Origin of the sequence: Priestia megaterium (assembly GCF_009497655.1) — a bacterium.
GTDB lineage: Bacteria > Bacillota > Bacilli > Bacillales > Bacillaceae_H > Priestia > Priestia zanthoxyli.
Genome location: NZ_CP023317.1, coordinates 2,556,681 through 2,579,270, shown reverse-complemented (window position 1 = coordinate 2,579,270; position 22,590 = coordinate 2,556,681). Strand labels below are relative to the sequence as shown.

Genomic DNA, 22,590 nt, shown 5'->3' with positions numbered 1-22,590 from the left:
AGGAGGAATCGACATGCATACTTGTCCAAGATGTGAAGCCAAACAAGCGAACTTAGTATCTAAATCACCAGTTGAAGGAGCCTGGGAGATTTACTTATGCAACGTGTGTTTGTTTACCTGGCGTTCTTCTGAACCCGAGACGATCACCAATCCTGAAAAATACCCTCGACCATTTAAAATCAATCCAAAAGACGTACCGCTGGCAACGCACGTGCCTCCTGTGCCACCCCGGTCTTAATCAGCAAAGGTGGCAAGTAAAATGAATAAAGCAGAGCTGCCAAAAGCCGTGCGCGTATTTTTAAATGGAAAAGACTTAGAAAGAAAACAGCGTGATGCGATGTTGCTATCTACAGTGACATCCGAGGGTTTTCCTCATGTAGCAATGATTAGCGCAGGAGAGCTGGTAGCTATTAGCTCTTCACGCGTCAAGCTGTTAGTATGGAAGGGTACAACTTCTGCAAAAAACATGATACAGAATCATAAGGCAACCGTTACATTAGTTGTTGAAGGGAAAGCTTATTACATTAAATTTTGGCTGAAAAAAGAAGCTCCTGTGTTATCAGGCTATGAGTTATTTACAGGAGAAGTAGCCGCTGTTAAAGAAGATTACGCAAAATATGCCGTTCTAACATCAGGAATTCAATTTCAGCTTCATGATTCCAAACAGGTACTAAGCCGCTGGAAGCAATCAATTGCAGCTGTTCTTTCTACTGAAAAAACCGATTCTTAAAAATAAGAATCGGTTTTTTAGCTGTAGTGAAATTTTTTCAAATAGCACGCTAGCTGCACTTTTAATAGATGTTCACTATTTGTAAATGATATGTTCATTTTATCTTCGATTTTCTTCAACCGCTGATAGAGTGTATTAACGTGAATATGAAGCTGCTTAGCTGTAAGTGAAGCAGAACGGTTGTTATCAAAATACGCTTCTAGCGTTTGCTCTAAAGGTTCATCATTCAAATGATTGTTTTTAAGAGGGACAAATACTTCATCAATAAAGGTTTTGACTTCTTCTTTCGATTGATTAATAAATAACCGGTTAATTCCTATTTCCTCATACAACATGCATCCATCTTGCTGCTGAGACAGAAGGTAAGAGACAGCTTTTTCAGCTTCACTATAACTTTTTTCTATTTGGGTAAAGTGAGAATAACGACTTCCAATCCCTATTTTTACATGACATTCATTGTAGTAACGCCATTTTGAGAGTGAATCTTCTAATTGTTTGATAATAGCATGATGGTCTTCATAAGAATCAAGCGTGAATACAATGGTTACTTTCGTGTCGAATCCGTATACGACCGGCGCTTTTGAACTGAAAACCGATTTGATGTCAGAGACAAGGCGATGAAGATGTAAGTTTAAGAGCTGCAGGTCCTCGTGTGAACGAATGGTAATAAGAGCGACTAGAATATGCTTTTTTGTATCAATGTTTAGCTCATTTGCTTTTTGATACAGTAAAGTGGTGTCATAACATGATAAGTATTCACTAAATAGTTCATGCGTTCGCTTGTAAAATAAATCGACTAACGTTTGTTTTTTCAGCATTTCTAGTGCAATAACAGAGCTGCTTTGTTCGAGTGCCACTTGATCTAGAGAGGAAAGATCTCCTTGATTTGTCTGCAAAATAACTAAACCTAAGAGCGTGTCAATACCGTGTATCGGTTGAATGTAGACGCTGTGCTTCTGGTTGTGTGACTCAATAGTATAAAAGCAAGCTTTTGTATGTAAAAGAAAATGCGTGTGAAATTCAGCTGTTTTTGTGTCTACATCAAGAAATTTTAAAAAGCCATAGGTCTTATTATCAACAAAATCTACAATGGTGACGGGAGATGTAACCATTCGGCGTAATTCGGTAAGTATCGGTTCAATTCCTTTACTTTGAAGTGAAACGTTCATGAATGTGCGATGAATTTGATCGCGGCGTATTAAAAGTTCATTTTGTTTTTTTACATCTTCAAAAAGCGCTGAGTTTAAGAGAGCAATCGAAACTTGATCGGAAAAGCTTTCTAACAATTCTTTATCCTCTTCATTTAAAAGAGGAGTTGTACCGTTTTGATAAATAATGAGTACGCATACCGTTTGTTCGTCCATACAAATGGGGACAGAAATAATAGATTGAATGTGTGTAAATGTATAGGACTGATTAAGATAGTGAATATTATCGTCAGTCATAGTAGAAGAATCGCGTACTATATCCTCTAAGTTCGTATACATATAGCTTTTATTATGCTGAAATGTCTTTCCGATAATTCCTTCGCCAACTTTCATTTTCATGTTTTGAATTTCATTGTTTGGCCCCCCTGACCAGGCGCGAGGCAAAAGAAATTCAGTGGAAGAATCAAACATCCACAGCACGCCCATATCCGCAACAGAAATAACTGAAAGAGCATTTTCTAGAATTCTTGTTAATAGATAGTCAGAGTCTTGTAAAAGCGAGATTTCCTTAATGCTTTTCATAAGTACGTTCAAAATGTGCTCACGCCGCTCTAACTTTTTTTGCAGCACATAAGGAGAAAAGTTAGCGGATAGCTTCTTTATTTGTTGTGGTGTCCAGTCATGCTTAGCAAATATGCGAACAACAAACGCATACCGGTTTGGAAAGGATAAGTAAATTTCTTCGAACTCTTCATATGCGATATGCTTTTGAAAGGAATCACTGCCGTTATGTAGGCTAGTGGGAGGAGTGTAAGTCAGGGATGAGCATAAAGAACTGGAAAAAAACATGTTAAAATTTGCAGAATCAATACTTGTCCAAATTTGATAAGAACTGTTTTTAATAATAGATGTAAGATAACCTTTCATATTAGCTAATAAATCACTCATATTAACAACCCCTTATAGACTACTTAATGTAAAAACATACATAGTTATAGTTCTTATTATATAGAAATACACATTGAAAAAATAGTCAGAATTTTTTAATATTTATGTAACGAATTGATTTGTTATAAAACATTACATTAAATGGAATAAAAAGGAGATGAGCGCATTTATGCTAGCAAGGTCGAACTGGAAATACATCATTTTATTTTTATTATTTTTAGGCTGGTCGCTTGGAAACTTAGATCGTTTTATTATTAATTACGCTATTTTAGATATCTCGAAAGATCTACACCTTAATGCTTCTTCTACAGGTATCATCTTAAGCAGTTTTTTTGCAGGATACGCACTGATGCAAATACCTGGTGGGTGGCTGGCAGACCGCTTTGGGTTTAAAAAAGTCATTACAATTGCCGTGCTTTTATGGTCTTTGTTTACGGTTTTTACCGGAATGGCCTGGTCTTTTGCTTCTATTATTATCATTCGCTTTTTATTTGGATTAGGGGAAGGGAGCTATTTTCCATCTGCGTCAAAAGGAATCGCAGGGTGGTTTCCTCAGCAAGAACGCAGTAGAGCCATGTCCTTTTTGTTATCGTCAGGTACGATCATGGGCGTGGTGACACCGATTCTAGCGACGCAGCTGATGCAAACGATAAGCTGGAGAAGTATCTTTTATATCATAGGAGCCATCGGGCTTGTTATTACAGTTCTGTTTGTTTTTTTACTAAAAGAAAAGCAGCAGGGGGAAAAAAGAGAGGCTTCTGCTATTCCTGCTAAGCAGATGACATTAAAAGAAATTATCAAAACCCCGATGATTTGGAATTTATTTATTGCCTATTTCAGTATTTACGCTATTAACTGGGGGCTCATGTCGTGGATGCCTACATATTTAGCCGAAGTAAGACATTTGAATTTAACAGACATCGGTTTTCTTTCCGCTATCCCAGCATTTGTAGGCATTATAGGAATGTTTGTTAGCGGCTTTATTTTAGATAAGCTTCCAGATGGAAAAGACAAGATGATAGCGGCGGTTTTTGGTTTACTGATGGGCGTTTTTCTTTGCTTAATGGCTATTTCACCTAGCGTAGGCATGTTTATCGTTTTTCAAAGCGCAGTAACTTTACTGTTTTCATTTAATGTGATTTTAATCGCTTCAGCTCCTTTAAAAATGTTGCCTGAATCAGTGGTCGGTTCAGCAAATGGTTTTATTAATACAGGGGCTCAAGCAGCCGGCGTATTAACACCAATGCTTATTGGTTTTTTAGTACAATCGTTTGGCGGGTCGTATAATGCAGCGTTTGCTTTATTAATTATCTGCGCTCTTGTCTGTGCTATTTCGTTGTTTTCGATTCGACCTGCAAAAGTGGTAGTGAACGCACAAAATGCTGTTAAATAATGAGGGAAAAAGGAGAGTGTCTCATGGGTATTGTCAAAAAAGTCGAACAACTTATTGAACAAAAGCGACACGAGCTAACTCAAATCAGTGATCAAATATGGGAATATGCAGAAACGAGGTTTGAAGAGTATAAGTCGGCACAGCTAATTTGCGACATGTTAGAAAAAGAAGAGTTTACGCTTCGTACACATATTGCTAACCTTGAAACAGGTTTTATTGGAAGTTATGGGCACGGTTATCCGATTATCGCTATTCTTGGTGAATATGATGCGCTTACCGGGCTGAGTCAAAAAGATAAGTGTGCAGTAGCAGATCCAGTCAAAAAAAATGGAAATGGCCATGGGTGTGGACATAACCTACTTGGCGTAGGCTCACTAGCAGCTGCGCTTGCAGTCAAAGAATACTTAAAAGAAAAAAATGTTCCGGGAACCGTTCAATACTATGGATGTCCAGCTGAAGAAAGTGGCTACGGAAAGACGTATATGGTACGAGAAGGATTTTTCCAAGATGTAGACATCGCGTTTTCGTGGCATCCGGCTACCGTTAATGGTGTCATGCATACGTCATCGAATGCGGTTATGCAAGCAACTTTTAAATTTAAAGGAAGAAGCAGTCATGCAGCTGCTAGTCCTCACCTTGGCAGAAGCGCTTTAGACGCTGTAGAGTTGATGAATATTGGTGTGAATTATATGCGTGAACATATGATAGATGAAGCGCGCGTACACTATGCCATTACAAACAGCGGAGGCATTTCTCCTAATGTTGTTCAAGCAGAAGCGGAAGTCATGTACTTAATTCGTGCTCCGAAGCCATCTCAAGTAAAAGAACTTTATGAACGGGTTGTGAAAATTGCAAAGGGAGCGGCTTTAATGACTGAAACACAAGTGGAACAGGAAATTCAAGGAGCCTGCGCTAATCTAATTCCAAATCAAACAATGGAGCAGCTGATGCATAAGCAAATGATGCAGATAAATTTGGCTGAAGTGAAACAAGAAGACATGGCTTTCGCCAAAGCTATTTACGAGTCTACATCCGCTGAAGACAAAGAAGCAGCAAAAAAACAAGTCGGTTCACTGCTAGACAGAGCTTTAGCAAATCATCCAGTCTTCAACCAAATTGCTCCTATGTCTAAAAATGTTTCCTTCATGACGGGATCAACCGATGTCGCAGACGTTAGCTGGAATGTTCCAACTGCACAGTGCGTGACCGCAACGTGGGCTTATGCTACGCCGTTTCATACATGGCAAGCTGTTGCTCAAGGGAAAACAGAGTATGCTCACGATGCGATGTTGTTAGCTGGAAAAGCCATTGCGGCTACGGCGATTGAAATGATAGAAAATCAAGAGCTGATTAGTCAAGCGAAACAAGAGCTAGAGGATAGGCTAGAAGGGGAAAGCTATGAATGTCTTGTGCCTTCCCATATACAGCCGCCTAATTACTCAGAAAGTGAGCACGAAGACTATAGCATGGTGTAAAAAACGTATTTTCGTGTAAGGAAAATCCGAACGATGAATCGTTCGGATTTTTTTATTGTTAGGTTGAACGTAGATTTCATTTATACCGTTTGGTCGTCTTTAGATTGGATTGATGTAGTTATGGCTCAATCTCTTTTTTGTTTTCATTAAAAATAAATGGTTAAAAATATATCTCTTTGCTGAACCTAACCCTATCTAATTGTTCAAGAAAAGAGGTAAAAACATGAGAGCGTATAAAGTAGAAAGAGATGGGTCAATTTCAACTTCACTAAAAGGAAAATCAGTTTTATCCACTTCTTATTTAAATAAAGGTTCTGCTTTTACTGAAGAAGAAAGAAAAGAGCTTCATCTGCAGGGACTTCTTCCTCCAACGGTCTTAACGTTAGAAGAGCAGGCAAAAAGAGCATATGAGCAGTTCAAAAAAGCACCGAATGATCTTCAAAAAAATAATTCGTTAAATGATCTGCATAACCGGAACGTTGTGTTGTTTTATCGTTTATTAACCGATCATTTAAGTGAAATGCTTCCCATTATTTACACGCCTACTGTAGGTCAATCTATTCAAGAATACAGCCATGAATACCATCGTCCTGACGGCTTATATTTATCCGTAAATGAAGCGGACAGATTAAGTGAGGCGATTGAAAACTTAGGGCTCGACAGCGAAGATATTGATTTGCTTGTAGTCACGGATTCAGAAAGTATTTTAGGAATTGGGGACTGGGGAGTAGGAGGGATCAATATCGCAGTTGGAAAGTTAGCGGTCTACACAGCTGCAGCAGGAATTGACCCAAGCCGCGTACTGCCTGTTGTTCTTGACATGGGGACCAATAATAAAAAGCTTCTTGAAGATCCTTTGTATTTAGGAAATCGTCATGAACGAGTAAAAGGAGAAGACTATAATCGTTTTATCGCTCAATTTGTAAAAGAAATAACGGCCAAGTTTCCTAAAGCGCTTCTTCATTGGGAGGATCTTGGGAATATTAATGCGCGTCACATTATGAAAGAATACGGAGATAAAATTTTAACATTTAATGATGATATTCAAGGAACGGGAGTAATTACTCTTGCAGCCGTTTTAACAGCCGTCCGTATTACAGGTACGCCTTTAAAAGATCAGCGGGTTGTTGTATTTGGACCGGGATCTGCTGGAATTGGGAATGCTGATCGTATTCATAGTGCGATGATGCTTGAAGGGTTATCTGAAGAAGAAGCATATGATCGTTTTTGGGCATATGATTACAGAGGTCTGTTAACGGAAGATATGGAAGATTTAGCTCCTTTTCAACAGCCATATGTTCGCCAAAATGAAGAGATTAAAGAATGGGAAAAGGGCGATGAAAATAAAATTTCACTGTTGGAGCTTGTCAAGCAAGTGAAGCCAACGATTTTAATTGGAACATCAGGCGTCACGGATGCTTTTACCGAAGAAATTATTAAAGAAATGGCAAAGCATGTAGAGCGCCCGGTGATTATGCCGCTTTCAAACCCAACTAAACTTGCTGAAGCTGTTCCAGAAAATATTATAAAATGGACGGAAGGAAAAGCCCTTATTGCAACGGGAAGTCCATTTGAACCCGTTGAATATAACGGGCACACTTACGAAATCGGACAGGCTAATAATGCATTTGTGTTTCCAGGTCTTGGTTTAGGTGCAATTGTGGTTCGCGCTCAAAAGTTTACTGAATCTATGTTTGCAGAAGCAGCCAATGCAGTAGCGCGTATAGCAGAAACAGATACAAAAGGAGATACGCTTCTTCCAAATATTAAAGATCTTCAAAAAGTATCAAAGGCGGTTGCTGTGGCAGTTGCCGATGCTGCTGTAAAAGATAACGTAGCAACTGTTACCGAAAAAAATGTAGCTGAACTTGTAGAAGAAGCGGTATGGCAGCCTGTTTATAAACCTGTTAAGGCAAGAAATGAATGAGGTGAATGATAAATGAGCATAGGTCAAATTTTTCTCATTCTCGCGCCTATCTTTTTTGCCATTTTGCTTGGTTATTTAGCAGGGCATTTTAAAAAATTTGACAAGCAAACGTCTAAGGGGCTTAACACATTAGTAACGAAGTTTGCGCTTCCTGCACACTTATTTGTAGGTGTGACGACAACGCCAAGAAAAACACTCATAGATGAATGGCCGTTTTTAGTTGCGCTGATTTTAGGCATCGTCGGGTTTTATCTCATTATATTGCTCATCGTGAAGTATGCAGGGAAGCATACGCTAACTTCTTCTTCTATGTTTGCTCTAAACTCAGCTCAGCCAACGTTTGCTTTTATGGGCATTCCGGTACTTGGAGGCTTGTTTGGTGCAGGTGCAGTAGCGATTCCAATTGCCATCACAGGAATCGTGGTGAACGCGATTTTAGATCCGTTGGCAACGATTTTGGGAACCGTTGGCCAAAGGGGACGAAAAGAAGGGGAAGAGAAAACAAGTTTATTCAAAGTAACGGTTCATTCTATTTTGCATGGTCTATCTGAGCCTTTGGCATGCGTCCCGTTAATTGGAGTGATTTTAACGCTTTGCGGCTTTCAGTCACCTAAACTGTTACAGGATATGCTTGATCAAATTGGAAGTATCACATCCGGAGCAGCTTTGTTTGCGGTAGGAGTAACGATTGGAATTGGAAAAATTAACTTCAGTAAAGGCGCGCTCGGGATCGCTGTCTTAAAAGTAGCAGTTCAACCGATCGTTATGCTTGGAATTGCAGTATGGATAGGGTTGTCTTCAGATGAAGTGACAAAAGCTATTTTACTGGTAGCTTTTCCTGGATCTGCTGTAGCTGCGATGATTGCTTTGCGGTTTGAAAGCATGGAAAACGAAACGGCCTCTGCTTTTGTTATTAGTGCTATTTTATCGCTGGTTACGCTGCCGCTTCTTATTTCTTGGCTTATGTAAATAAAAAAAAACGAAAGAGGAATTTCCCTCTTTCGTTTTAAGACGGATTAATAAGCTAATGCGAATAATCCTTTGATATGAGATAAGTAACGAACGTTACTTGCTTCTTTCATAAGTGATGCTGGTAAACCTTTTAATTGCGTTTTGTTTCCGCCGATTGTACCAATTGCATCTTTGCGTCCAAGACTTCCTAGTGTACCAGAGAAGACAGGAACGAATGATTCCATTGCTCCGCCGCGAATAGCTACTGCTAAGTTCACGCCTACAACTTCACCCATTTGCCAAGCTAATTGAGCAGTAGGTGGGTAAGGGCGACCTTCTGGACCCATTACAACCGCTGAGTCACCAGCAAGGAATACATCTTTATGAGATGTAGATTGTAAGAATTCATTTACAAGTGCACGACCGCGGTTTACTTCGATACCTGAGTTAGCAACTACAGAGTTACCTTGAACTCCGCCAGTCCATACCATTGTTTTTGTTTCAATTTTGCTGCCGTCTTTAAGTTCAACAGTTGTAGCATCCATTTTTGTTACAGGTGTACCAGTAACAAATGTAACGCCACGTTTTGTTAAGCTTGATTGAGCACGCTCTACTAATTCAGCAGGGAAGCCTGGAAGAACTGTAGGAGCTGCTTCTACACAGTATAGAGAAATTTCTTTTGGATCCACACCGTGTTTTAGGCATAGGCTTGGCATTAAGTCAGCGTATTCACCAACAAGTTCGATACCTGTTAATCCGCCACCGCCAACTACGATTGTACCGTCAGCTTTATTTTTTGTTTTGCTGTATTCAGCGATACAAGCTTCTACGTGTGCACGTAAACGGTTTGCATCATTTACTGATTTAAGAACGAAGCTGTGCTCTTCTAAACCAGGGATACCGAAGTAAGCAGTTTCACTACCTAAAGCTGTAACAAGGTAGTCGTAGCTTAATTTTGTACCATCTTCAAGAGATACTTCACGTTGATCTGGTGAAATTTCTTTTACCGTTGCAATTTTTAAATCAACGTTGTAGTTTTTAAGTAATTTATCAAGTGGTAAAGCTACCGCTTGTTCAGAAACGCCGCCTACAGCTAGACGGTGTAATTCTGTAATGATTTGGTGAGTAGCAAAACGGTTCACTACTGTAATTTTTGCTTCATCCGCACTTAGGTGTTGGCGAGCTGTCATTGCAGTTAATAAACCACCGTAACCGCCGCCTAAAATTAAAATATGTTTTGACATAGTCGATCCTCCGTCCACACTTTTTAATGAAAATTATTTTTGTTTTTCGTTTGTAATGTCTAAATACGCTTGTGCAAAGCGGAATAGTTTTTGAGCTTGTGGATCTTTAAGCATGCGTAATAAACCGAATAAACCGATTGAATTAGAAGCATTTGCTTCTGCACGATCGTTTGCTTCGATTGCAGTAGCTGCAAGACCTTTTACTGTTCCTTCTACTGGCTCGATAAATTCTTTTACTCCACCAAGTAGATCTTCTTTTAATACGTCGTCAGTTAATAATGATTGCGCAACGTCGTAAGTTTTTGTAAGCACCGTTACCATTTCAGATAATTTTGGTAAATTATCTACAAGAACAGTAAGAGCTTCTTGTACTTCAGGCTTTAACAATTGATCTAACACATCCGCTTGACCTTTGTTAACCGCCGCTTCTGTTTGTACAGCAGCATTTTCCTCTGCAGCTGATTTTTGAATAGTTGATTGAGACATGAAAAGTCCTCCTTTGCTGGATACTGTTGCATATGTAGTTCCTAGTTATCTGCTAGACTTTCAAACTACATTGTGAAGTTGTGAAATCTTGCACATAATTCTATTTTAATTTTAATACGAGATAAAATCAACTCATTTCGTTGAAAAAATAAGTGAAGAACCTCGTAACCCTTTGTTTAATAAAAGTTTATAAAAAATAAAGCGAATAATTGCCTAGGTAAATAAAATTAAAATAGGGAACTAACATAATTCCTCTTCCTACGATAAAACAAATAACGTCATATTTCAACACATACGAACTTAATATTCTATAAGTAGTAAAAAGATAGGGCGCATTTACTATTTAAAGAGTTTTCAAAAAATTACATTGACTTACTATAGTGTTCTACATATAATCTAAATATAACATCTTATGTAAGGAGATATAACATGGTTATAGTGGATGAACTTTATCATAATGTGGTCATTACATTGCCTCAATTAAAATTAATTGAATTTATAATGAAGTTAAAAGAAGCTAAAGCACAAGAAATAGAAGATATAAAAGCGAAAATTAGTAAATACGAAGAGAAGAAACGTGCTGAAGAAGCTTGGTACCAATCACTATCACCGTTTCGTAAATTTTTTACCGGGCGTCCTTTAAGTCAGCATCAAGCGGTCGAGTATATGGTATACGTAAAGGAACGCTTTAAAAAAATTGATCACCTTAAAGCACAAATGCGAGAACTTCATGAAGTTCTTGAATTAATAAAAGCGGAAAATGAAGAAACAAGTGAAATTACGCTTTCGCCTGCTATTGTACAAGAAATAAAACGACTAAAAAGCAGTGGAGGCGTTGGGATATGAGTGTTAATGAACTAAGTTTAGGTATAAATACGACGTGGGTTGTATTAACAGCGGCGATGATTTTGCTAATGGAAGGCGGCTTTGCCTTGCTAGAGGCAGGTTTTGTCCGATATAAAAATAGCGTCAATATTATTATGAAAGTATTCGCTGATATTACAATAGGAACGCTTTGTTTCTATTTAATTGGGTTTGGATTAATGTACGGAGATGATTTAGGCGGAATCGTCGGTAAAAGCGGTTTTGCGCTCTCAGGTAATTTATCGCACCTTGACATTCCAATTGGGCTTGAAACATTTTGGCTGTTTCAATGTGCGTTTGTTATTGCGGTCATTTCTATCGTTTCTGGAGCGGTGGCAGAACGAATTAATTTCCGCGCATACCTTTTATATGCGATTTTAATGACTACATTTATTTATCCTATAGCCGGCCACTGGATTTGGGGAGGCGGATGGATTAGTAAGCTAGGAATGCTTGATTTTGCCGGTTCGGCAGTTATCCATGCTCTTGGCGGTTTTTCAGCTTTAGCAGCTGCAATAATGATTGGACCGAGAAAAGGGAAGTTCACGAAAAATGGAATTAGTTCTGTTTCTCTTCCAAGCAATTTGCCGCTTGCATCAGTTGGTGCTTTTTTATTATGGTTTGGATGGTTCGGGTTTAATGCAGGAAGTACGCTAAGTGCCACTGACGTTAGAATTGGTCACATTGCTATTGTCACAATGTTATCAGCAGCAGCAGGCGGAGCAGCTACTTTATTTTATACTTTATTTCGCTACAACCGTTCAGATGCACCTTCTGTAATAAATGGATCGCTTGCCGGACTGGTTGGCATTACGGCCGGGTGCGCTTTTGTTAACACACCATCTGCTATTTTTATTGGAGCTGTATCTGGCTTATTAATGATGGCAGCTACAAACTGGCTCGAAGCACGTCAAATCGACGATCCTGTAGGAGCTTTTCCTGTACACGCTGCTTCGGGAATATGGGGCACGTTGGCTGTGGGCTTGTTTTCTACAGACGGCGGTGTGTTTACAGGAGGGGGCTGGACGTTATTAGGTGTTCAACTTCTCGGATTAATTGCTCTATGCGCTTGGGGATTTGTTACGACGTGGATAGGGTTAAAGGTTATTTCCTTGGTGGTTCCGCTTCGATCTACGGAAGAAGAAGAAGAAGTGGGCTTAGACATCAGTTACCACGGTATCATGGCAGCTCATCAAGCTCCTGAATTTATTGAATATGAAAACTACTATGCGGAAGTAAAAGAAAAAGCCGCAGATTCGTAATAAAAGGCCGCGCCTTATAACAAAAGGGCGGCCTTTTTATGTGGAAAAAAATAGATGTAAAATACTTGGTTTAAATGATTGAAAAGTCAGAATATTTGTGTTATATTATAAAAAAGCCAAGGAGTTGATTTCTTATGAAAAAGAATTTACTTAATTCACCGCAAAAATCCAACGGAAAGGTGCTTGATGCATTATTCGCTGAGATGATTTTAGACAAGGCGATTGCAGAATTTCGTAAAGCACAGCTAAAAGAAGAAATCGACCGCACGCTATTGATGAAAAATAAAGAAGAGTTTTTAAAACTCTCATCAGAACTTAAACAAATTTCTTAATTACTTACTATACTTCACACACCATCTATTTTAGATGGTGTGTTTTATTTTTGAGACCTACTAAAAGGGATTAATTAGTAATAATTATGGACTTCCATGTACGCTTAATGGGTTTACAGGATCTCGAAACGGGGAAACCGTTCCAGAGTTCAAATTTGATAACTATTATCCACCAGCAAACGGAGCGGAACTATATCAAGTGGTAAATGAGGAAGAAGTACTTTTAGCTACCTACGTGGCAGAAGAAAAACGATTTGTACCAGCGGTTGCTAAACCAATGTAAAGGAATGTTTTTTATGATTCGAAAAGGTTTGTATGCAGCATATAATGAACGAGACTACGAATGTTATGAAACGGAAAACGGGTGTGTAAAGCTGATTAGCTATGATAAAGGCGATGTAGCAAATGGATTCATTCCATACAATGACACGACTTTTACAAAAGAAGTTCCTCGTGATGCTGTTGAAGAAGTGTTTTTTGTAGCTCCGTATGCTACTTATCAAAATGAAACGTTTGGTGTGTCAGCTGCTTCTGATGGTCAAGTGCTTTTGACCACATCTGAAAAAGAAAAAGCTGATAAATATCATTTTCAACGAACGGATAAATATCTATATGAAAAACGTGTGTTAAAGGAAGAAGTGAAGTTAACGGAGAAAAAAACTCCTTATTCATAAGACGCCAAAATAAAAAGAGGATGCACTCGCATCCTCTTTTTATTTAATCAATTTTCTTGAAGTGTTTCTGTTCGTATTATCATTTGTACGAAGGAAGGTAATGCCAAGACCGATTAATCCTCCTACAATAGCAGGAACTACCCAGCCGAGACCCACTCCATACATAGGTAGAATCGATGTAAACAGATCGTTTACTGCGGCAATTTTGAATCCAGCAGCATTTAAGCCATCAAATAAACTAACGATAAACGTGAACAGAAGGCTTACTTGGTAAACTTCAGAACGTCCTTTAAATAAAGGATGTAAGAATGTTAAAGCAATTAACACAATAGCTAACGGATAAATAGCTGTTAAGACTGGAACCGAAATAGCGATTAATTCCGTTAGGCCAAAATTTGCTACAACGGCACTGAAAGCTGATAAAATGACAGCAATCAACTTATAAGAGACCTTTGGAAACAGCTTATGGAAAAAAGATGAACAAGATGTTACAAGACCTACACTTGTTGTTAAACAAGCAACGGTAATCATCAGACCTAAAAGAATTCCTCCGTAAGAGCCAAAGTAGTAATTTGATACTTCAGCCAAAACCGTACCTCCGTTATCAAGACGTCCAAGCTCTGATACGCTTGAAGCACCCATATAGGACAATGCGCTATAAATAAGAGCTAAAATAACGGCAGCGATAGCCGTAGCTTTTGCACAAATTGTAATAATTTGTCGGTTGGTTTTTGCCCCTTTTTCTTTAATTGCATTAATAATAATAATTCCAAAAACAAATGATGCTAATGTATCCATTGTTAAGTAGCCTTCTTGGAAGCCTTTGAAAAATGAGTGTGTTGTATAAGCTTCGCTTGGTGCTTCGAACTTTCCAATTGGGTTCACAACGGCTACAACTACCAATATTCCAATAAACGTTAATTTAATAGGTGTTAAAACTTTTCCTACTAAATCGACAATTTTCGCAGGATTTAGCGAAAAAAAGCACGTAATCGTAAAGAAAATTACCGTGAAAATGATAAGGGGAAGGTGACCTGAATTTTCTGATAAAAAAGGCTTAACGCCAATTTCAAACGAAACACTTCCCGTTCTTGGCATTGCAAAAAGCGGTCCGATTGCCAAGTATAAAATCGTAGTAAAGATAATACCGAAAGCTGGGTGTACGCGACTAGCTAAAGACTGCAGATCCTCTTTTCCGGAAAAACCAAATGCGAGAACGCCTAGCAGAGGCAGACCTACACCCGTTACTAAAAATCCAGCATTTGCTGACCAAATATTGCTTCCAGCAGACTGACCTAACATTGCAGGGAAAATTAAATTACCTGCGCCGAAGAATAGGGCAAAAAGCATAAAGCCAATAACCACTATAAATGAAAAAGGAACTTTGTTTGACACATTAAAACCTCCAAAATTATAAATGCTTTTTATTATCGTGTTGAATAATTAAAATTTTCAGAATTTTATATTCGAATAATAAAAATAAACATGTATCGTATTATACTAACCTAAAATGCATATTTCAATATAAAATTTTATTTTTTTTATTTATTCGCTGAAATAGCAAAAATAGAAAAATACTTAGCAAAAAAATCTCAGTGTACAACAATTATTTGATATGATAAAACAGAACCGTGGCTTTTAAAAATTTGCATGTGCGGCCTTACATCCTTATTAGTAAAGAACTGTTTACATAAGGTGCTGTAAGGATGTATATTTATACACGGTTCGTTGAACCGCATATGCTCGATGGGTGAAAGTCAACTGTGCGAAAGGAGCAAGAAAGTGAAAAGGTTAGGTCTAGCAACTCAGATTCTAATTGGACTGATCTTAGGCGTAGCTGTAGGTGCTATCTTTTACGGAAGCGATACGGCCATTTCTATTTTACAGCCAATTGGAGACATATTTATTCATTTAATTAAGATGATTGTCGTACCGATCGTGATTTCAGCATTAATCGTAGCGGTCGCAGGAGTAGGCGATATCAAAAAATTAGGTAAGCTTGGCGGAAAAACAATTCTTTATTTTGAAATTGTTACAACCATTGCGATTGTAGTGGGGATTATTGCCGCGAACTTATTCCACCCTGGTGCAGGGGTTGATATGGGACATATTGAAAAAAGCGATATTTCTCAATATGAGGCAACGGCAAAAACGTCTGAAAGTACAGGGATTGCTCAGGAGCTTCTTCATATTGTTCCGACAAACGTCTTTCAGTCGGTAGCAGAAGGCGATCTTTTACCAATCATTTTATTTTCCGTACTGTTTGGTGTAGGCGTAGCTTCGATTGGACAGAGAGGAAAACCTGTTTTAGCCTTTTTTGAAGGCGTCTTGGATGCAATGTTTTGGGTAACTAATTTGGTGATGAAATTTGCTCCAGTAGGTGTATTTGCACTTATTGGTGTTAATATTATAAAGTTTGGTGTCGGATCACTTATTCCATTAGGGAAATTAGTGTTCGCCGTTTACTTCACCATGATTTTCTTTGTGCTTGTGGTTCTTGGAATTATTGCTAAAATGGCTGGAACAAGCATGTTTACGCTCATAAAAGTGTTAAAAGACGAGCTGCTTCTTGCTTTTACAACAGCAAGTTCAGAAGCCGTTTTACCATCTCTTATCAAAAAGATGGAAGACTTCGGTTGTTCTAAATCGGTTACATCGTTTGTTATTCCAACAGGCTACACGTTTAATTTAGATGGTTCAACCATTTATCAGGCGCTGGCATCGCTGTTTATTGCTCAAATGTACGGCATTGACCTTTCCATTATGGATCAAATTCAGCTCCTTCTTGTGCTAATGTTAACCTCAAAAGGGATGGCTGGTGTACCAGGGGCATCGTTTGTAGTTGTACTTGCTACGCTTGAATCTATGGGCTTCCCTCTTGAAGGCATGGCATTTATTGCAGGAATTGACCGCATTCTTGATATGATGCGTACCACAGTTAACGTAGTAGGAAATGCTTTAGCTGCAATTGTAATGTCCAAGTCTGAAGGCGAGTTTGATAAGCAAAAATCATTAAATTACACAAATGAATTAAAGAAATCAAACATAGCTTAAAACAAAAAAGCCGGGCAGCTGCCTGGCTTTTTTGTTTGGAGCTGCCTGTTATCTTTTTTGAAACATATGGTAAAATAAAAGAAATGAGAGACAAAGGAAGTGTCATAATGACGGAAACTGTTCAGTTAATTAAAAAGCTTGTTTCGATTCCCAGTCCTTCTGGAAATACAGAAAAGGTGATTTCATTTGTCGAAGACTATGTAAAAGAGCTAAATATTCAAACGTATCGCAATCGAAAAGGAGGCTTAGTCGCTACTATTCCCGGTAAAGATACGGATCATCACCGCATGCTGACGGCTCATGTCGATACATTAGGTGCTATGGTAAAAGAAATCAAACCGAGTGGACGTCTGAAAATCGACTTGATTGGAGGGTTCCGCTACAATTCCATTGAAGGAGAATATTGTGAAATCGAAACGTCAGCAGGAGAAGTATTTACAGGGACCATCCTTATGCATCAAACATCTGTTCATGTGTATAAAGATGCAGGTAAAGCTGAGCGAAATCAAGATAATATAGAAATTCGATTGGATGAAAAAGTACATAGCGCAGAAGATGTTCGCAGTCTTGGAATTGAAGTCGGCGACTTTGTTTCGTTTGATCCTCGTGTAGAAATAACAAAAAGCGGTTTTATTAAATCTCGTCATCTCGATGATAAAGCAAGCGTAGCTTTATTGCTTCAGCTCATGAAAACAATTCAAGAAGAGCAGATCGAACTGCCATACACTACGCACTTTCTTATTTCAAATAATGAAGAAATTGGATACGGAGGAAATTCTAATATTACGCCTCAAACGGTAGAATACTTAGCGGTTGATATGGGTGCCATGGGAGATGGACAATCTACTGATGAATACACCGTGTCTATTTGTGTAAAAGATTCAAGCGGCCCATATCATTACGGTTTGAGAAAGCATTTGGTGGAGCTAGCTAAGCAGCATGATATTCAGTACAAATTAGATATTTATCCGTTTTACGGATCAGATGCTTCTGCTGCTATTCGTGCCGGGCATGACATCGTACACGGCTTAATTGGTCCAGGAATTGATTCTTCTCATGCGTTTGAGAGAACGCATCAAGATTCATTAAACCATACGTACAAGCTTCTTTACCACTATGTGCAATCGAACATGGTTCTGCTTTAAGAAAGGAATATTTAATTAGTGTATTTTTATGCAAAACAAAGAGCAGTACGGGACTGTGATGTCTGTACTTTCCTTTCCTAAAAAAGAAGCCGGCTGTCCGGCTTCTTTTTTTAATAAATACTATATATTTTTTTACTGGTGAAGCAACAGTTGGTAAAAAAAGCACCTTTTTTAAAGAGGTATAATACGGCTTAAACCTTTTGTACATTTTGTTCATTTACAGAAGTTAAAATGTTTTTAAATTTTTAAAAGTTTCTTGTGACAAGTTTTGTAGAATGGGTTTTCAAAAGGATATGGTTTCGTCATAATGTGGATATAGCGATCACTACAATAATCGGAGGCGAATCTTTTCATGTGGGTACTGACGGTATATGCTGGAAAAGAAATGAAAATGTTTGAATTTGAAACTGAAACGCAGGCGAGAGAAGCTTTTGCAAAAACAAATGGCTGTAAAGTTCTTTCAGAAGTCGTGTATTATAATGATCCTCATTTAACATTAGTAGCTATATAATGAAAAAACAAGAGCTGACTTTATGCTCTTGTTTTTTCATAGCTTCTTGTATCTTACGAAAAGAATAGAGTTGAAATAAAAAAAAATGTACGCTATGATATGGTAGTTACTTCTATTATTCTGATAGTTTAAAAGGTTCATATATATCAAACAGCAACAGTAAAGATGCCAAGAAGGCTTAATAGGGAAACTGGTGAAAGACCAGTACTGCCCCCGCAACTGTAAGTGTGGACGAACGAGTATAACCACTGTGGAAAAATCACGGGAAGGTTCTCAAGTAGAATGATACACAAGTCAGGAGACCTGTCTTTATTGTGAAGTTTCTATTTCTCCGGGGAGCGGGAAGGGAAACGTTGGCTTAAAGTGGCATTCGTGTACACTTTTATTCTGACGTTTTACCCGCTCGCATATTAGCGAAGCGGGTTTTTCTCGTAGCACAAAACTACATATCGTGCAAAAAAGGTGCGCAATGTTCACATTGCGTTAAATGGGAAGTCTGGTGTGAAGCCAGCGCGGTACCCGCCACTGTGAAGAGGAGCTGATTGCATATGCCACTGTATTCGGGAAGGCGCAATCAAGTGATGAATCGAAGTCAGGAAACCAGCCTTTTTCTAATGCGAAGCTTACCCTACGGGATATAGGTGGAAGTGCAAAAACTTAGTTTGAATTTTTCTGCGCCTCTATCATTGATAGAGGCGTTTTTTTAGTAAAGGAGCGAATAAGTGTGACGACGTGGAACTTAAATGGAACAAAACATCACGTATTGATTTGTAATGGAAGCAGCTGTATGAGAAAAGGTGGAGAAGAAGCCACTCAAGCTATTCGAAATAAAGTGACTGAACTGAATCTAGATGAAGCGGTTCACACAACCCGTACGCGCTGTAACGGAAGATGCAAAGATGCTCCTGTAGCTATCGTGTACCCTTCAGGAGATTGGTACAAGCAGGTCACTGAAAACGTAGCTCATCGAATTGTTGAAGAACATTTAGCAGGAGGCTGCAGTATAAAGGAATCACTTATTTATGAATATGATCAAAACGGTTTTGTTTCTCCGGAAAAGAGTGACTCCATAGAAGGAATTGACAAAGTAAAAAGTAACGCATAAAGGAGGAGCTAGCATGAAAGGTAAACTGTTAGTTATTGGATTCGGCCCAGGAAGCTTTGAACATATTACACAGCGAGCAAGAGAAGCCATTCAAGAAAGTGATATGATCATTGGTTATAAAACCTATGTGGAATTAATTCAAGGACTATTAACGAATCAGCAAATTATTAGTACAGGAATGACCGAAGAAGTAAGCCGTGCACAAGAAGCCGTAAAGCAAGCTGAAGCGGGAAAAACCGTGGCGGTCATTTCAAGCGGAGATGCAGGAGTATACGGAATGGCCGGCCTTGTGTATGAAGTGTTGATTGAAAAAGGATGGAAAAAAGAAACGGGCGTAGAGCTGGAAGTGATTCCTGGCATTTCGGCTATTAATTCATGCGCATCCCTCCTTGGGGCGCCCGTGATGCATGATGCCTGTACGATTAGTTTAAGTGACCACCTTACGCCTTGGGAGTTAATCGAAAAACGAATCGAAGCAGCTGCACAAGCAGATTTTGTAGTAGCTTTTTATAATCCGAAAAGCGGAAGACGCACAAGACAAATTGTGGAAGCGCAAAGGATTTTATTAAAATACCGTTCCCCCGATACGCCTGTTGGTCTTGTGAAAAGCGCTTATCGTGACCGTGAAGAAGTGGTAATGACCAATTTAAAAGACATGTTAAATCATGAAATAGGCATGCTGACTACCGTTGTTGTCGGAAATTCATCTACGTTCTTTTACGATGACTTAATGATTACACCGCGCGGGTATCAGCGTAAATATACCCTCAACCAAACAGAGCAGCCGCTAAGACCGCATCAGCGACTTCGAAAAGAAGCAGAACCATGGGCTCTTGATCAAGAGGAGACTGTAAAGCAAACGGCTTCAGCTATTGAAGATGTTCAGAACACAAAAGAAGAAAAAGCAGCTTCACGAGCTCTGGCAGAAGAAGCGCTTCAAGCAATTTTAGGTGAAACTACTTCACCGGTCGTACACCAGCCAATTGAGTCTATTTTTGAAGTGGCAGTTAGTCCAGGGCTTGCAAATAAGAAGTTTACGCCCGTTCAAATGACAACACTAGCAGAAGTTGTTGGTGAAAAAGGTACGATGGAGTATACGCCTGACCATCAAATCAAACTGCAAATTCCAACGGCTCAGCCAGATGTGATTATTAAAAAGCTCCAATCAGCTTCCTTTTTACTATCTCCAGTCGGAGACGTGTTTACAATTAAAGCGTGTGATTTTTGTGATGGAGAAAAAAGTGACGCCATCCCGCATACGGAACAATTACAAAAGCGTCTCGGTGGAATGGACATGCCAAAAGAGCTGAAGCTTGGTATTAATGGATGCGGTATGGCCTGTTACGGTGCTGTTCAAGAAGATATCGGCATTGTCTACAGAAAAGGTGCGTTTGACTTATTTTTAGGGGCTAAAACGGTTGGACGAAACGCCCATTCAGGTCAAATTGTGGCGGAAGGCATAGCGCCCGATGACATTGTTGAAATAGTGGAGAACATTGTCCATGAATATAAAGAAAAAGGTCATCCAAATGAGCGGTTTCATAAATTCTTTAAGCGTGTGAAGAATGTTTATGGATTCGACTATCAAGATATAACACCAAAAATAAAAGTAGAACCAGCTCCGTGTGGAGATTAAAAATGGGAGGGCATTATATGAAATCAGTTTTATTTGTCGGTCATGGAAGTAGAGATCCTGAAGGGAACGATCAAATTCGCGAGTTTATCTCGACTATGAAGCATGATTGGGACCCATCTATTTTAGTAGAAACGTGTTTTCTAGAGTTTGAACGTCCGAATGTAAGTCAAGGCATTGATACATGTGTGGCAAAAGGAGCGACAGATGTAGTTGTAGTTCCAATTATGCTCTTGCCAGCTGGCCACTCAAAAATACATATTCCGGCGGCTATAGATGAAGCTAAGGAAAAATATCCACACGTAAACTTCGTGTACGGACGTCCCATTGGCGTTCATGAAGAAGCCCTTGAAATTTTAAAAACGAGATTACAAGAATCAGGAGAAAATTTAGAAACTCCAGCTGAAGACACGGCTGTTATTGTCTTAGGGCGAGGAGGAAGCGATCCTGATGCAAACAGTGATTTATATAAAATTACGCGCCTTCTTTGGGAAAAAACAAACTACAAAATCGTCGAAACTTCTTTTATGGGCGTGACCGCTCCATTGATTGATGAAGGAGTGGAACGATGTTTAAAACTGGGCGCTAAAAAAGTGGTTATTCTCCCGTATTTCTTATTTACAGGAGTACTAATTAAGCGTTTGGAAGAAATGGTGAAGCAGTATAAAATGCAGCATGAAAACATTGAGTTTAAGCTAGCCGGCTATTTCGGTTTTCATCCAAAACTGCAGACAATTTTAAAAGAACGTGCTGAAGAAGGATTAGAAGGCGAAGTGAAAATGAACTGCGATACATGTCAATATCGCCTCGGCATTATGGAGCATATTGATCACCATCATCATCACGATCATGATCACGGGCACCATCACCACGATCACCATCACCACGATCACCATCATGACCATCACCACCATGAAGATAAGGTCGGCGAGTTAAAATGATTTTATTGTTAGCGGGAACTAGCGATGCACGTGCATTAGCTGTTCAAGTGAAAAAAGAAGGTTACGACGTTACGGCGACGGTTGTAACCGACAATGCAGCAATCGAATTACAGCGAGCAGAAGTGAAAGTGAAAATTGGACGTCTCACACAAGAAGATATGATGACTTTTATAAACGAACATGGTGTAAAAGCTATTGTGGATGCAAGTCACCCCTTTGCCGAAGAAGCATCTAAAAACGCCATCGGTGCGGCTGCTGAAACATCGATTCCTTACATACGCTATGAGCGGGCTTCGCAGGCTTTTACCTACGACAATATGACGATGGTTTCTACGTATGAAGAAGCAGCTGAAGTAGCAGCTGAGAAAAAAGGAGTTATTATGCTGACAACAGGCAGCAAGACGCTGCAGGTTTTTACAGAAAAGCTCCTTCCTCTTTCAGATGTACGGCTTGTTGCTCGTATGCTTCCAAGGCTGGATAATATGGAAAAGTGTCAGCAGTTAGGATTGCCGCAAAAAAATATTATTGCTATTCAAGGTCCGTTTACAAAAGAGTTTGATCAAGCACTGTATAAGCAATACGGAGTGACGGTCATGGTCACAAAAGAAAGCGGAAAAGTTGGATCTGTGGATGAAAAAGTGGAAGCAGCTAAAGAGTTAGGCTTAGATATCATTATGATTGGGCGACCGAAAATTGAGTATGGGACCGTGTATTCCACGTTTGAAGAAGTGGTTCATGCTTTAGTAAACCAAACTAGGAGTTGATTG

General features: G+C 39.1%; 21 protein-coding genes and 2 riboswitches. Of the genes, 17 read left to right on the top strand and 4 right to left on the bottom strand.

The genetic code is table 11. The features are described from left to right. The first annotated feature begins 13 nt into the window (after positions 1–13). The gene (locus CEQ83_RS12960) at positions 14–238 is read left to right on the top strand and encodes a non-oxidative hydroxyarylic acid decarboxylases subunit D (RefSeq protein WP_028413104.1); all 225 of its coding nucleotides are present in this window, start codon (positions 14–16) and stop codon (positions 236–238) included. A gap of 21 nt (positions 239–259) precedes the next feature. Then, a complete protein-coding gene (locus tag CEQ83_RS12955) occupies positions 260–730 on the top strand; it encodes a pyridoxamine 5'-phosphate oxidase family protein (protein ID WP_028413105.1) in 471 nt (156 codons plus the stop codon). Between the two features lie 17 nt (positions 731–747). On the opposite strand, the gene CEQ83_RS12950 is transcribed toward CEQ83_RS12955, so the two are convergent. Beyond that, positions 748–2,826, bottom strand: a complete 2,079-nt coding sequence (locus CEQ83_RS12950; RefSeq protein ID WP_155017293.1) for a helix-turn-helix domain-containing protein — start codon at positions 2,824–2,826, stop codon at positions 748–750. A 169-nt stretch (positions 2,827–2,995) separates the two neighbouring features. On the opposite strand from CEQ83_RS12950, the gene CEQ83_RS12945 reads away from it, so the two are divergent. The 4 genes from CEQ83_RS12945 (at position 2,996) to CEQ83_RS12930 (ending at position 8,590) form a co-directional block, all read left to right on the top strand. Next, the gene (locus CEQ83_RS12945) at positions 2,996–4,219 is read left to right on the top strand and encodes an MFS transporter (protein ID WP_028413107.1); all 1,224 of its coding nucleotides are present in this window, start codon (positions 2,996–2,998) and stop codon (positions 4,217–4,219) included. A gap of 23 nt (positions 4,220–4,242) precedes the next feature. Next, positions 4,243–5,694, top strand: coding sequence for a M20 family metallopeptidase (locus CEQ83_RS12940; protein WP_028413108.1), 1,452 nt, complete (start codon positions 4,243–4,245; stop codon positions 5,692–5,694). A 223-nt stretch (positions 5,695–5,917) separates the two neighbouring features. Continuing rightward, entirely contained in the window at positions 5,918–7,621 is a 1,704-nt protein-coding gene (locus CEQ83_RS12935) for an NAD-dependent malic enzyme (protein ID WP_028413109.1), read from the top strand. A gap of 12 nt (positions 7,622–7,633) precedes the next feature. Next, entirely contained in the window at positions 7,634–8,590 is a 957-nt protein-coding gene (locus CEQ83_RS12930) for an AEC family transporter (RefSeq protein ID WP_098999401.1), read from the top strand. Positions 8,591–8,637: 47 nt separating this feature from the next. Here the strand turns inward: CEQ83_RS12930 and CEQ83_RS12925 are convergent, their stop codons facing one another. Further along, a complete protein-coding gene (locus tag CEQ83_RS12925) occupies positions 8,638–9,816 on the bottom strand; it encodes an NAD(P)/FAD-dependent oxidoreductase (RefSeq protein WP_013057328.1) in 1,179 nt (392 codons plus the stop codon). A 33-nt stretch (positions 9,817–9,849) separates the two neighbouring features. Then, complete coding sequence (locus tag CEQ83_RS12920; RefSeq protein WP_013057327.1) at positions 9,850–10,302, bottom strand: DUF1641 domain-containing protein; 453 nt, start codon at positions 10,300–10,302, stop codon at positions 9,850–9,852. A gap of 429 nt (positions 10,303–10,731) precedes the next feature. Here CEQ83_RS12920 and CEQ83_RS12915 point away from each other — a divergent pair, with 429 nt between their 5' ends. The 4 genes from CEQ83_RS12915 (at position 10,732) to CEQ83_RS12895 (ending at position 13,434) form a co-directional block, all read left to right on the top strand. Further along, complete coding sequence (locus tag CEQ83_RS12915; protein ID WP_028413111.1) at positions 10,732–11,148, top strand: hypothetical protein; 417 nt, start codon at positions 10,732–10,734, stop codon at positions 11,146–11,148. Beyond that, positions 11,145–12,428 carry an ammonium transporter gene (locus tag CEQ83_RS12910; RefSeq protein WP_098999400.1) on the top strand — a complete coding sequence of 428 codons (1,284 nt, stop codon included), beginning with the start codon at positions 11,145–11,147 and terminating at the stop codon, positions 12,426–12,428. The genes CEQ83_RS12915 and CEQ83_RS12910 overlap by 4 nt, the downstream gene beginning before the upstream one ends. A 134-nt stretch (positions 12,429–12,562) precedes the next feature. Beyond that, complete coding sequence (locus CEQ83_RS12905) at positions 12,563–12,760, top strand: IDEAL domain-containing protein (RefSeq protein WP_013057324.1); 198 nt, start codon at positions 12,563–12,565, stop codon at positions 12,758–12,760. A gap of 296 nt (positions 12,761–13,056) precedes the next feature. Then, positions 13,057–13,434, top strand: coding sequence for a hypothetical protein (locus CEQ83_RS12895; RefSeq protein WP_034269163.1), 378 nt, complete (start codon positions 13,057–13,059; stop codon positions 13,432–13,434). Between the two features lie 39 nt (positions 13,435–13,473). Here the strand turns inward: CEQ83_RS12895 and brnQ are convergent, their stop codons facing one another. Continuing rightward, positions 13,474–14,829 (bottom strand): branched-chain amino acid transport system II carrier protein, encoded by a 1,356-nt coding sequence (brnQ, locus tag CEQ83_RS12890; RefSeq protein WP_049164898.1) that lies wholly within the window; start codon positions 14,827–14,829, stop codon positions 13,474–13,476. A gap of 387 nt (positions 14,830–15,216) precedes the next feature. Between brnQ and CEQ83_RS12885 the strand changes: the two genes are divergently transcribed. The 7 genes from CEQ83_RS12885 to cobK all read left to right on the top strand — a co-directional run bounded on the left by CEQ83_RS12885 (position 15,217) and on the right by cobK (position 22,587). After that, positions 15,217–16,488, top strand: a complete 1,272-nt coding sequence (locus tag CEQ83_RS12885) for a cation:dicarboxylate symporter family transporter (RefSeq protein WP_033579176.1) — start codon at positions 15,217–15,219, stop codon at positions 16,486–16,488. A gap of 107 nt (positions 16,489–16,595) precedes the next feature. Next, on the top strand, positions 16,596–17,633 hold the full coding sequence (locus CEQ83_RS12880) for a M42 family metallopeptidase (protein WP_047750842.1): 1,038 nt from the start codon (positions 16,596–16,598) through the stop codon (positions 17,631–17,633). A gap of 352 nt (positions 17,634–17,985) precedes the next feature. Next, positions 17,986–18,144 carry a hypothetical protein gene (locus tag CEQ83_RS27075; protein ID WP_014459832.1) on the top strand — a complete coding sequence of 53 codons (159 nt, stop codon included), beginning with the start codon at positions 17,986–17,988 and terminating at the stop codon, positions 18,142–18,144. Between the two features lie 146 nt (positions 18,145–18,290). Next, positions 18,291–18,469, top strand: a riboswitch (cobalamin riboswitch). Positions 18,470–18,587: 118 nt separating this feature from the next. Then, positions 18,588–18,767: riboswitch (cobalamin riboswitch) on the top strand. Positions 18,768–18,868: 101 nt separating this feature from the next. Next, the gene (locus CEQ83_RS12875; protein ID WP_033579174.1) at positions 18,869–19,249 is read left to right on the top strand and encodes a (2Fe-2S) ferredoxin domain-containing protein; all 381 of its coding nucleotides are present in this window, start codon (positions 18,869–18,871) and stop codon (positions 19,247–19,249) included. A gap of 13 nt (positions 19,250–19,262) precedes the next feature. Beyond that, positions 19,263–20,885 carry a precorrin-3B C(17)-methyltransferase gene (gene cobJ, locus CEQ83_RS12870; protein WP_034269175.1) on the top strand — a complete coding sequence of 541 codons (1,623 nt, stop codon included), beginning with the start codon at positions 19,263–19,265 and terminating at the stop codon, positions 20,883–20,885. 17 nt (positions 20,886–20,902) lie between these two features. After that, entirely contained in the window at positions 20,903–21,823 is a 921-nt protein-coding gene (locus CEQ83_RS12865; protein ID WP_098999417.1) for a sirohydrochlorin chelatase, read from the top strand. Next, positions 21,820–22,587 (top strand): precorrin-6A reductase, encoded by a 768-nt coding sequence (gene cobK, locus CEQ83_RS12860; RefSeq protein ID WP_033579172.1) that lies wholly within the window; start codon positions 21,820–21,822, stop codon positions 22,585–22,587. The genes CEQ83_RS12865 and cobK overlap by 4 nt, the downstream gene beginning before the upstream one ends. The last annotated feature ends 3 nt before the right edge of the window (positions 22,588–22,590 follow it).

Excerpts from the sequence above, each read along its gene's own strand:
- CEQ83_RS12950 (WP_155017293.1), bottom strand. The coding sequence starts at position 2,826 with ATGAGTGATTTATTAGCTAATATGAAAGGTTATCTTACATCTATTATT.
- CEQ83_RS12895 (WP_034269163.1), top strand. The coding sequence starts at position 13,057 with ATGATTCGAAAAGGTTTGTATGCAGCATATAATGAACGAGACTACGAA.
- CEQ83_RS12960 (WP_028413104.1), top strand. The coding sequence starts at position 14 with ATGCATACTTGTCCAAGATGTGAAGCCAAACAAGCGAACTTAGTATCT.
- CEQ83_RS27075 (WP_014459832.1), top strand. The coding sequence starts at position 17,986 with ATGTGGGTACTGACGGTATATGCTGGAAAAGAAATGAAAATGTTTGAA.
- cobK (WP_033579172.1), top strand. The coding sequence starts at position 21,820 with ATGATTTTATTGTTAGCGGGAACTAGCGATGCACGTGCATTAGCTGTT.
- CEQ83_RS12915 (WP_028413111.1), top strand. The coding sequence starts at position 10,732 with ATGGTTATAGTGGATGAACTTTATCATAATGTGGTCATTACATTGCCT.
- CEQ83_RS12935 (WP_028413109.1), top strand. The coding sequence starts at position 5,918 with ATGAGAGCGTATAAAGTAGAAAGAGATGGGTCAATTTCAACTTCACTA.
- CEQ83_RS12910 (WP_098999400.1), top strand. The coding sequence starts at position 11,145 with ATGAGTGTTAATGAACTAAGTTTAGGTATAAATACGACGTGGGTTGTA.
- CEQ83_RS12930 (WP_098999401.1), top strand. The coding sequence starts at position 7,634 with ATGAGCATAGGTCAAATTTTTCTCATTCTCGCGCCTATCTTTTTTGCC.
- CEQ83_RS12880 (WP_047750842.1), top strand. The coding sequence starts at position 16,596 with ATGACGGAAACTGTTCAGTTAATTAAAAAGCTTGTTTCGATTCCCAGT.
- CEQ83_RS12940 (WP_028413108.1), top strand. The coding sequence starts at position 4,243 with ATGGGTATTGTCAAAAAAGTCGAACAACTTATTGAACAAAAGCGACAC.
- CEQ83_RS12925 (WP_013057328.1), bottom strand. The coding sequence starts at position 9,816 with ATGTCAAAACATATTTTAATTTTAGGCGGCGGTTACGGTGGTTTATTA.
- CEQ83_RS12865 (WP_098999417.1), top strand. The coding sequence starts at position 20,903 with ATGAAATCAGTTTTATTTGTCGGTCATGGAAGTAGAGATCCTGAAGGG.
- CEQ83_RS12945 (WP_028413107.1), top strand. The coding sequence starts at position 2,996 with ATGCTAGCAAGGTCGAACTGGAAATACATCATTTTATTTTTATTATTT.
- cobJ (WP_034269175.1), top strand. The coding sequence starts at position 19,263 with ATGAAAGGTAAACTGTTAGTTATTGGATTCGGCCCAGGAAGCTTTGAA.
- CEQ83_RS12920 (WP_013057327.1), bottom strand. The coding sequence starts at position 10,302 with ATGTCTCAATCAACTATTCAAAAATCAGCTGCAGAGGAAAATGCTGCT.
- CEQ83_RS12955 (WP_028413105.1), top strand. The coding sequence starts at position 260 with ATGAATAAAGCAGAGCTGCCAAAAGCCGTGCGCGTATTTTTAAATGGA.
- CEQ83_RS12905 (WP_013057324.1), top strand. The coding sequence starts at position 12,563 with ATGAAAAAGAATTTACTTAATTCACCGCAAAAATCCAACGGAAAGGTG.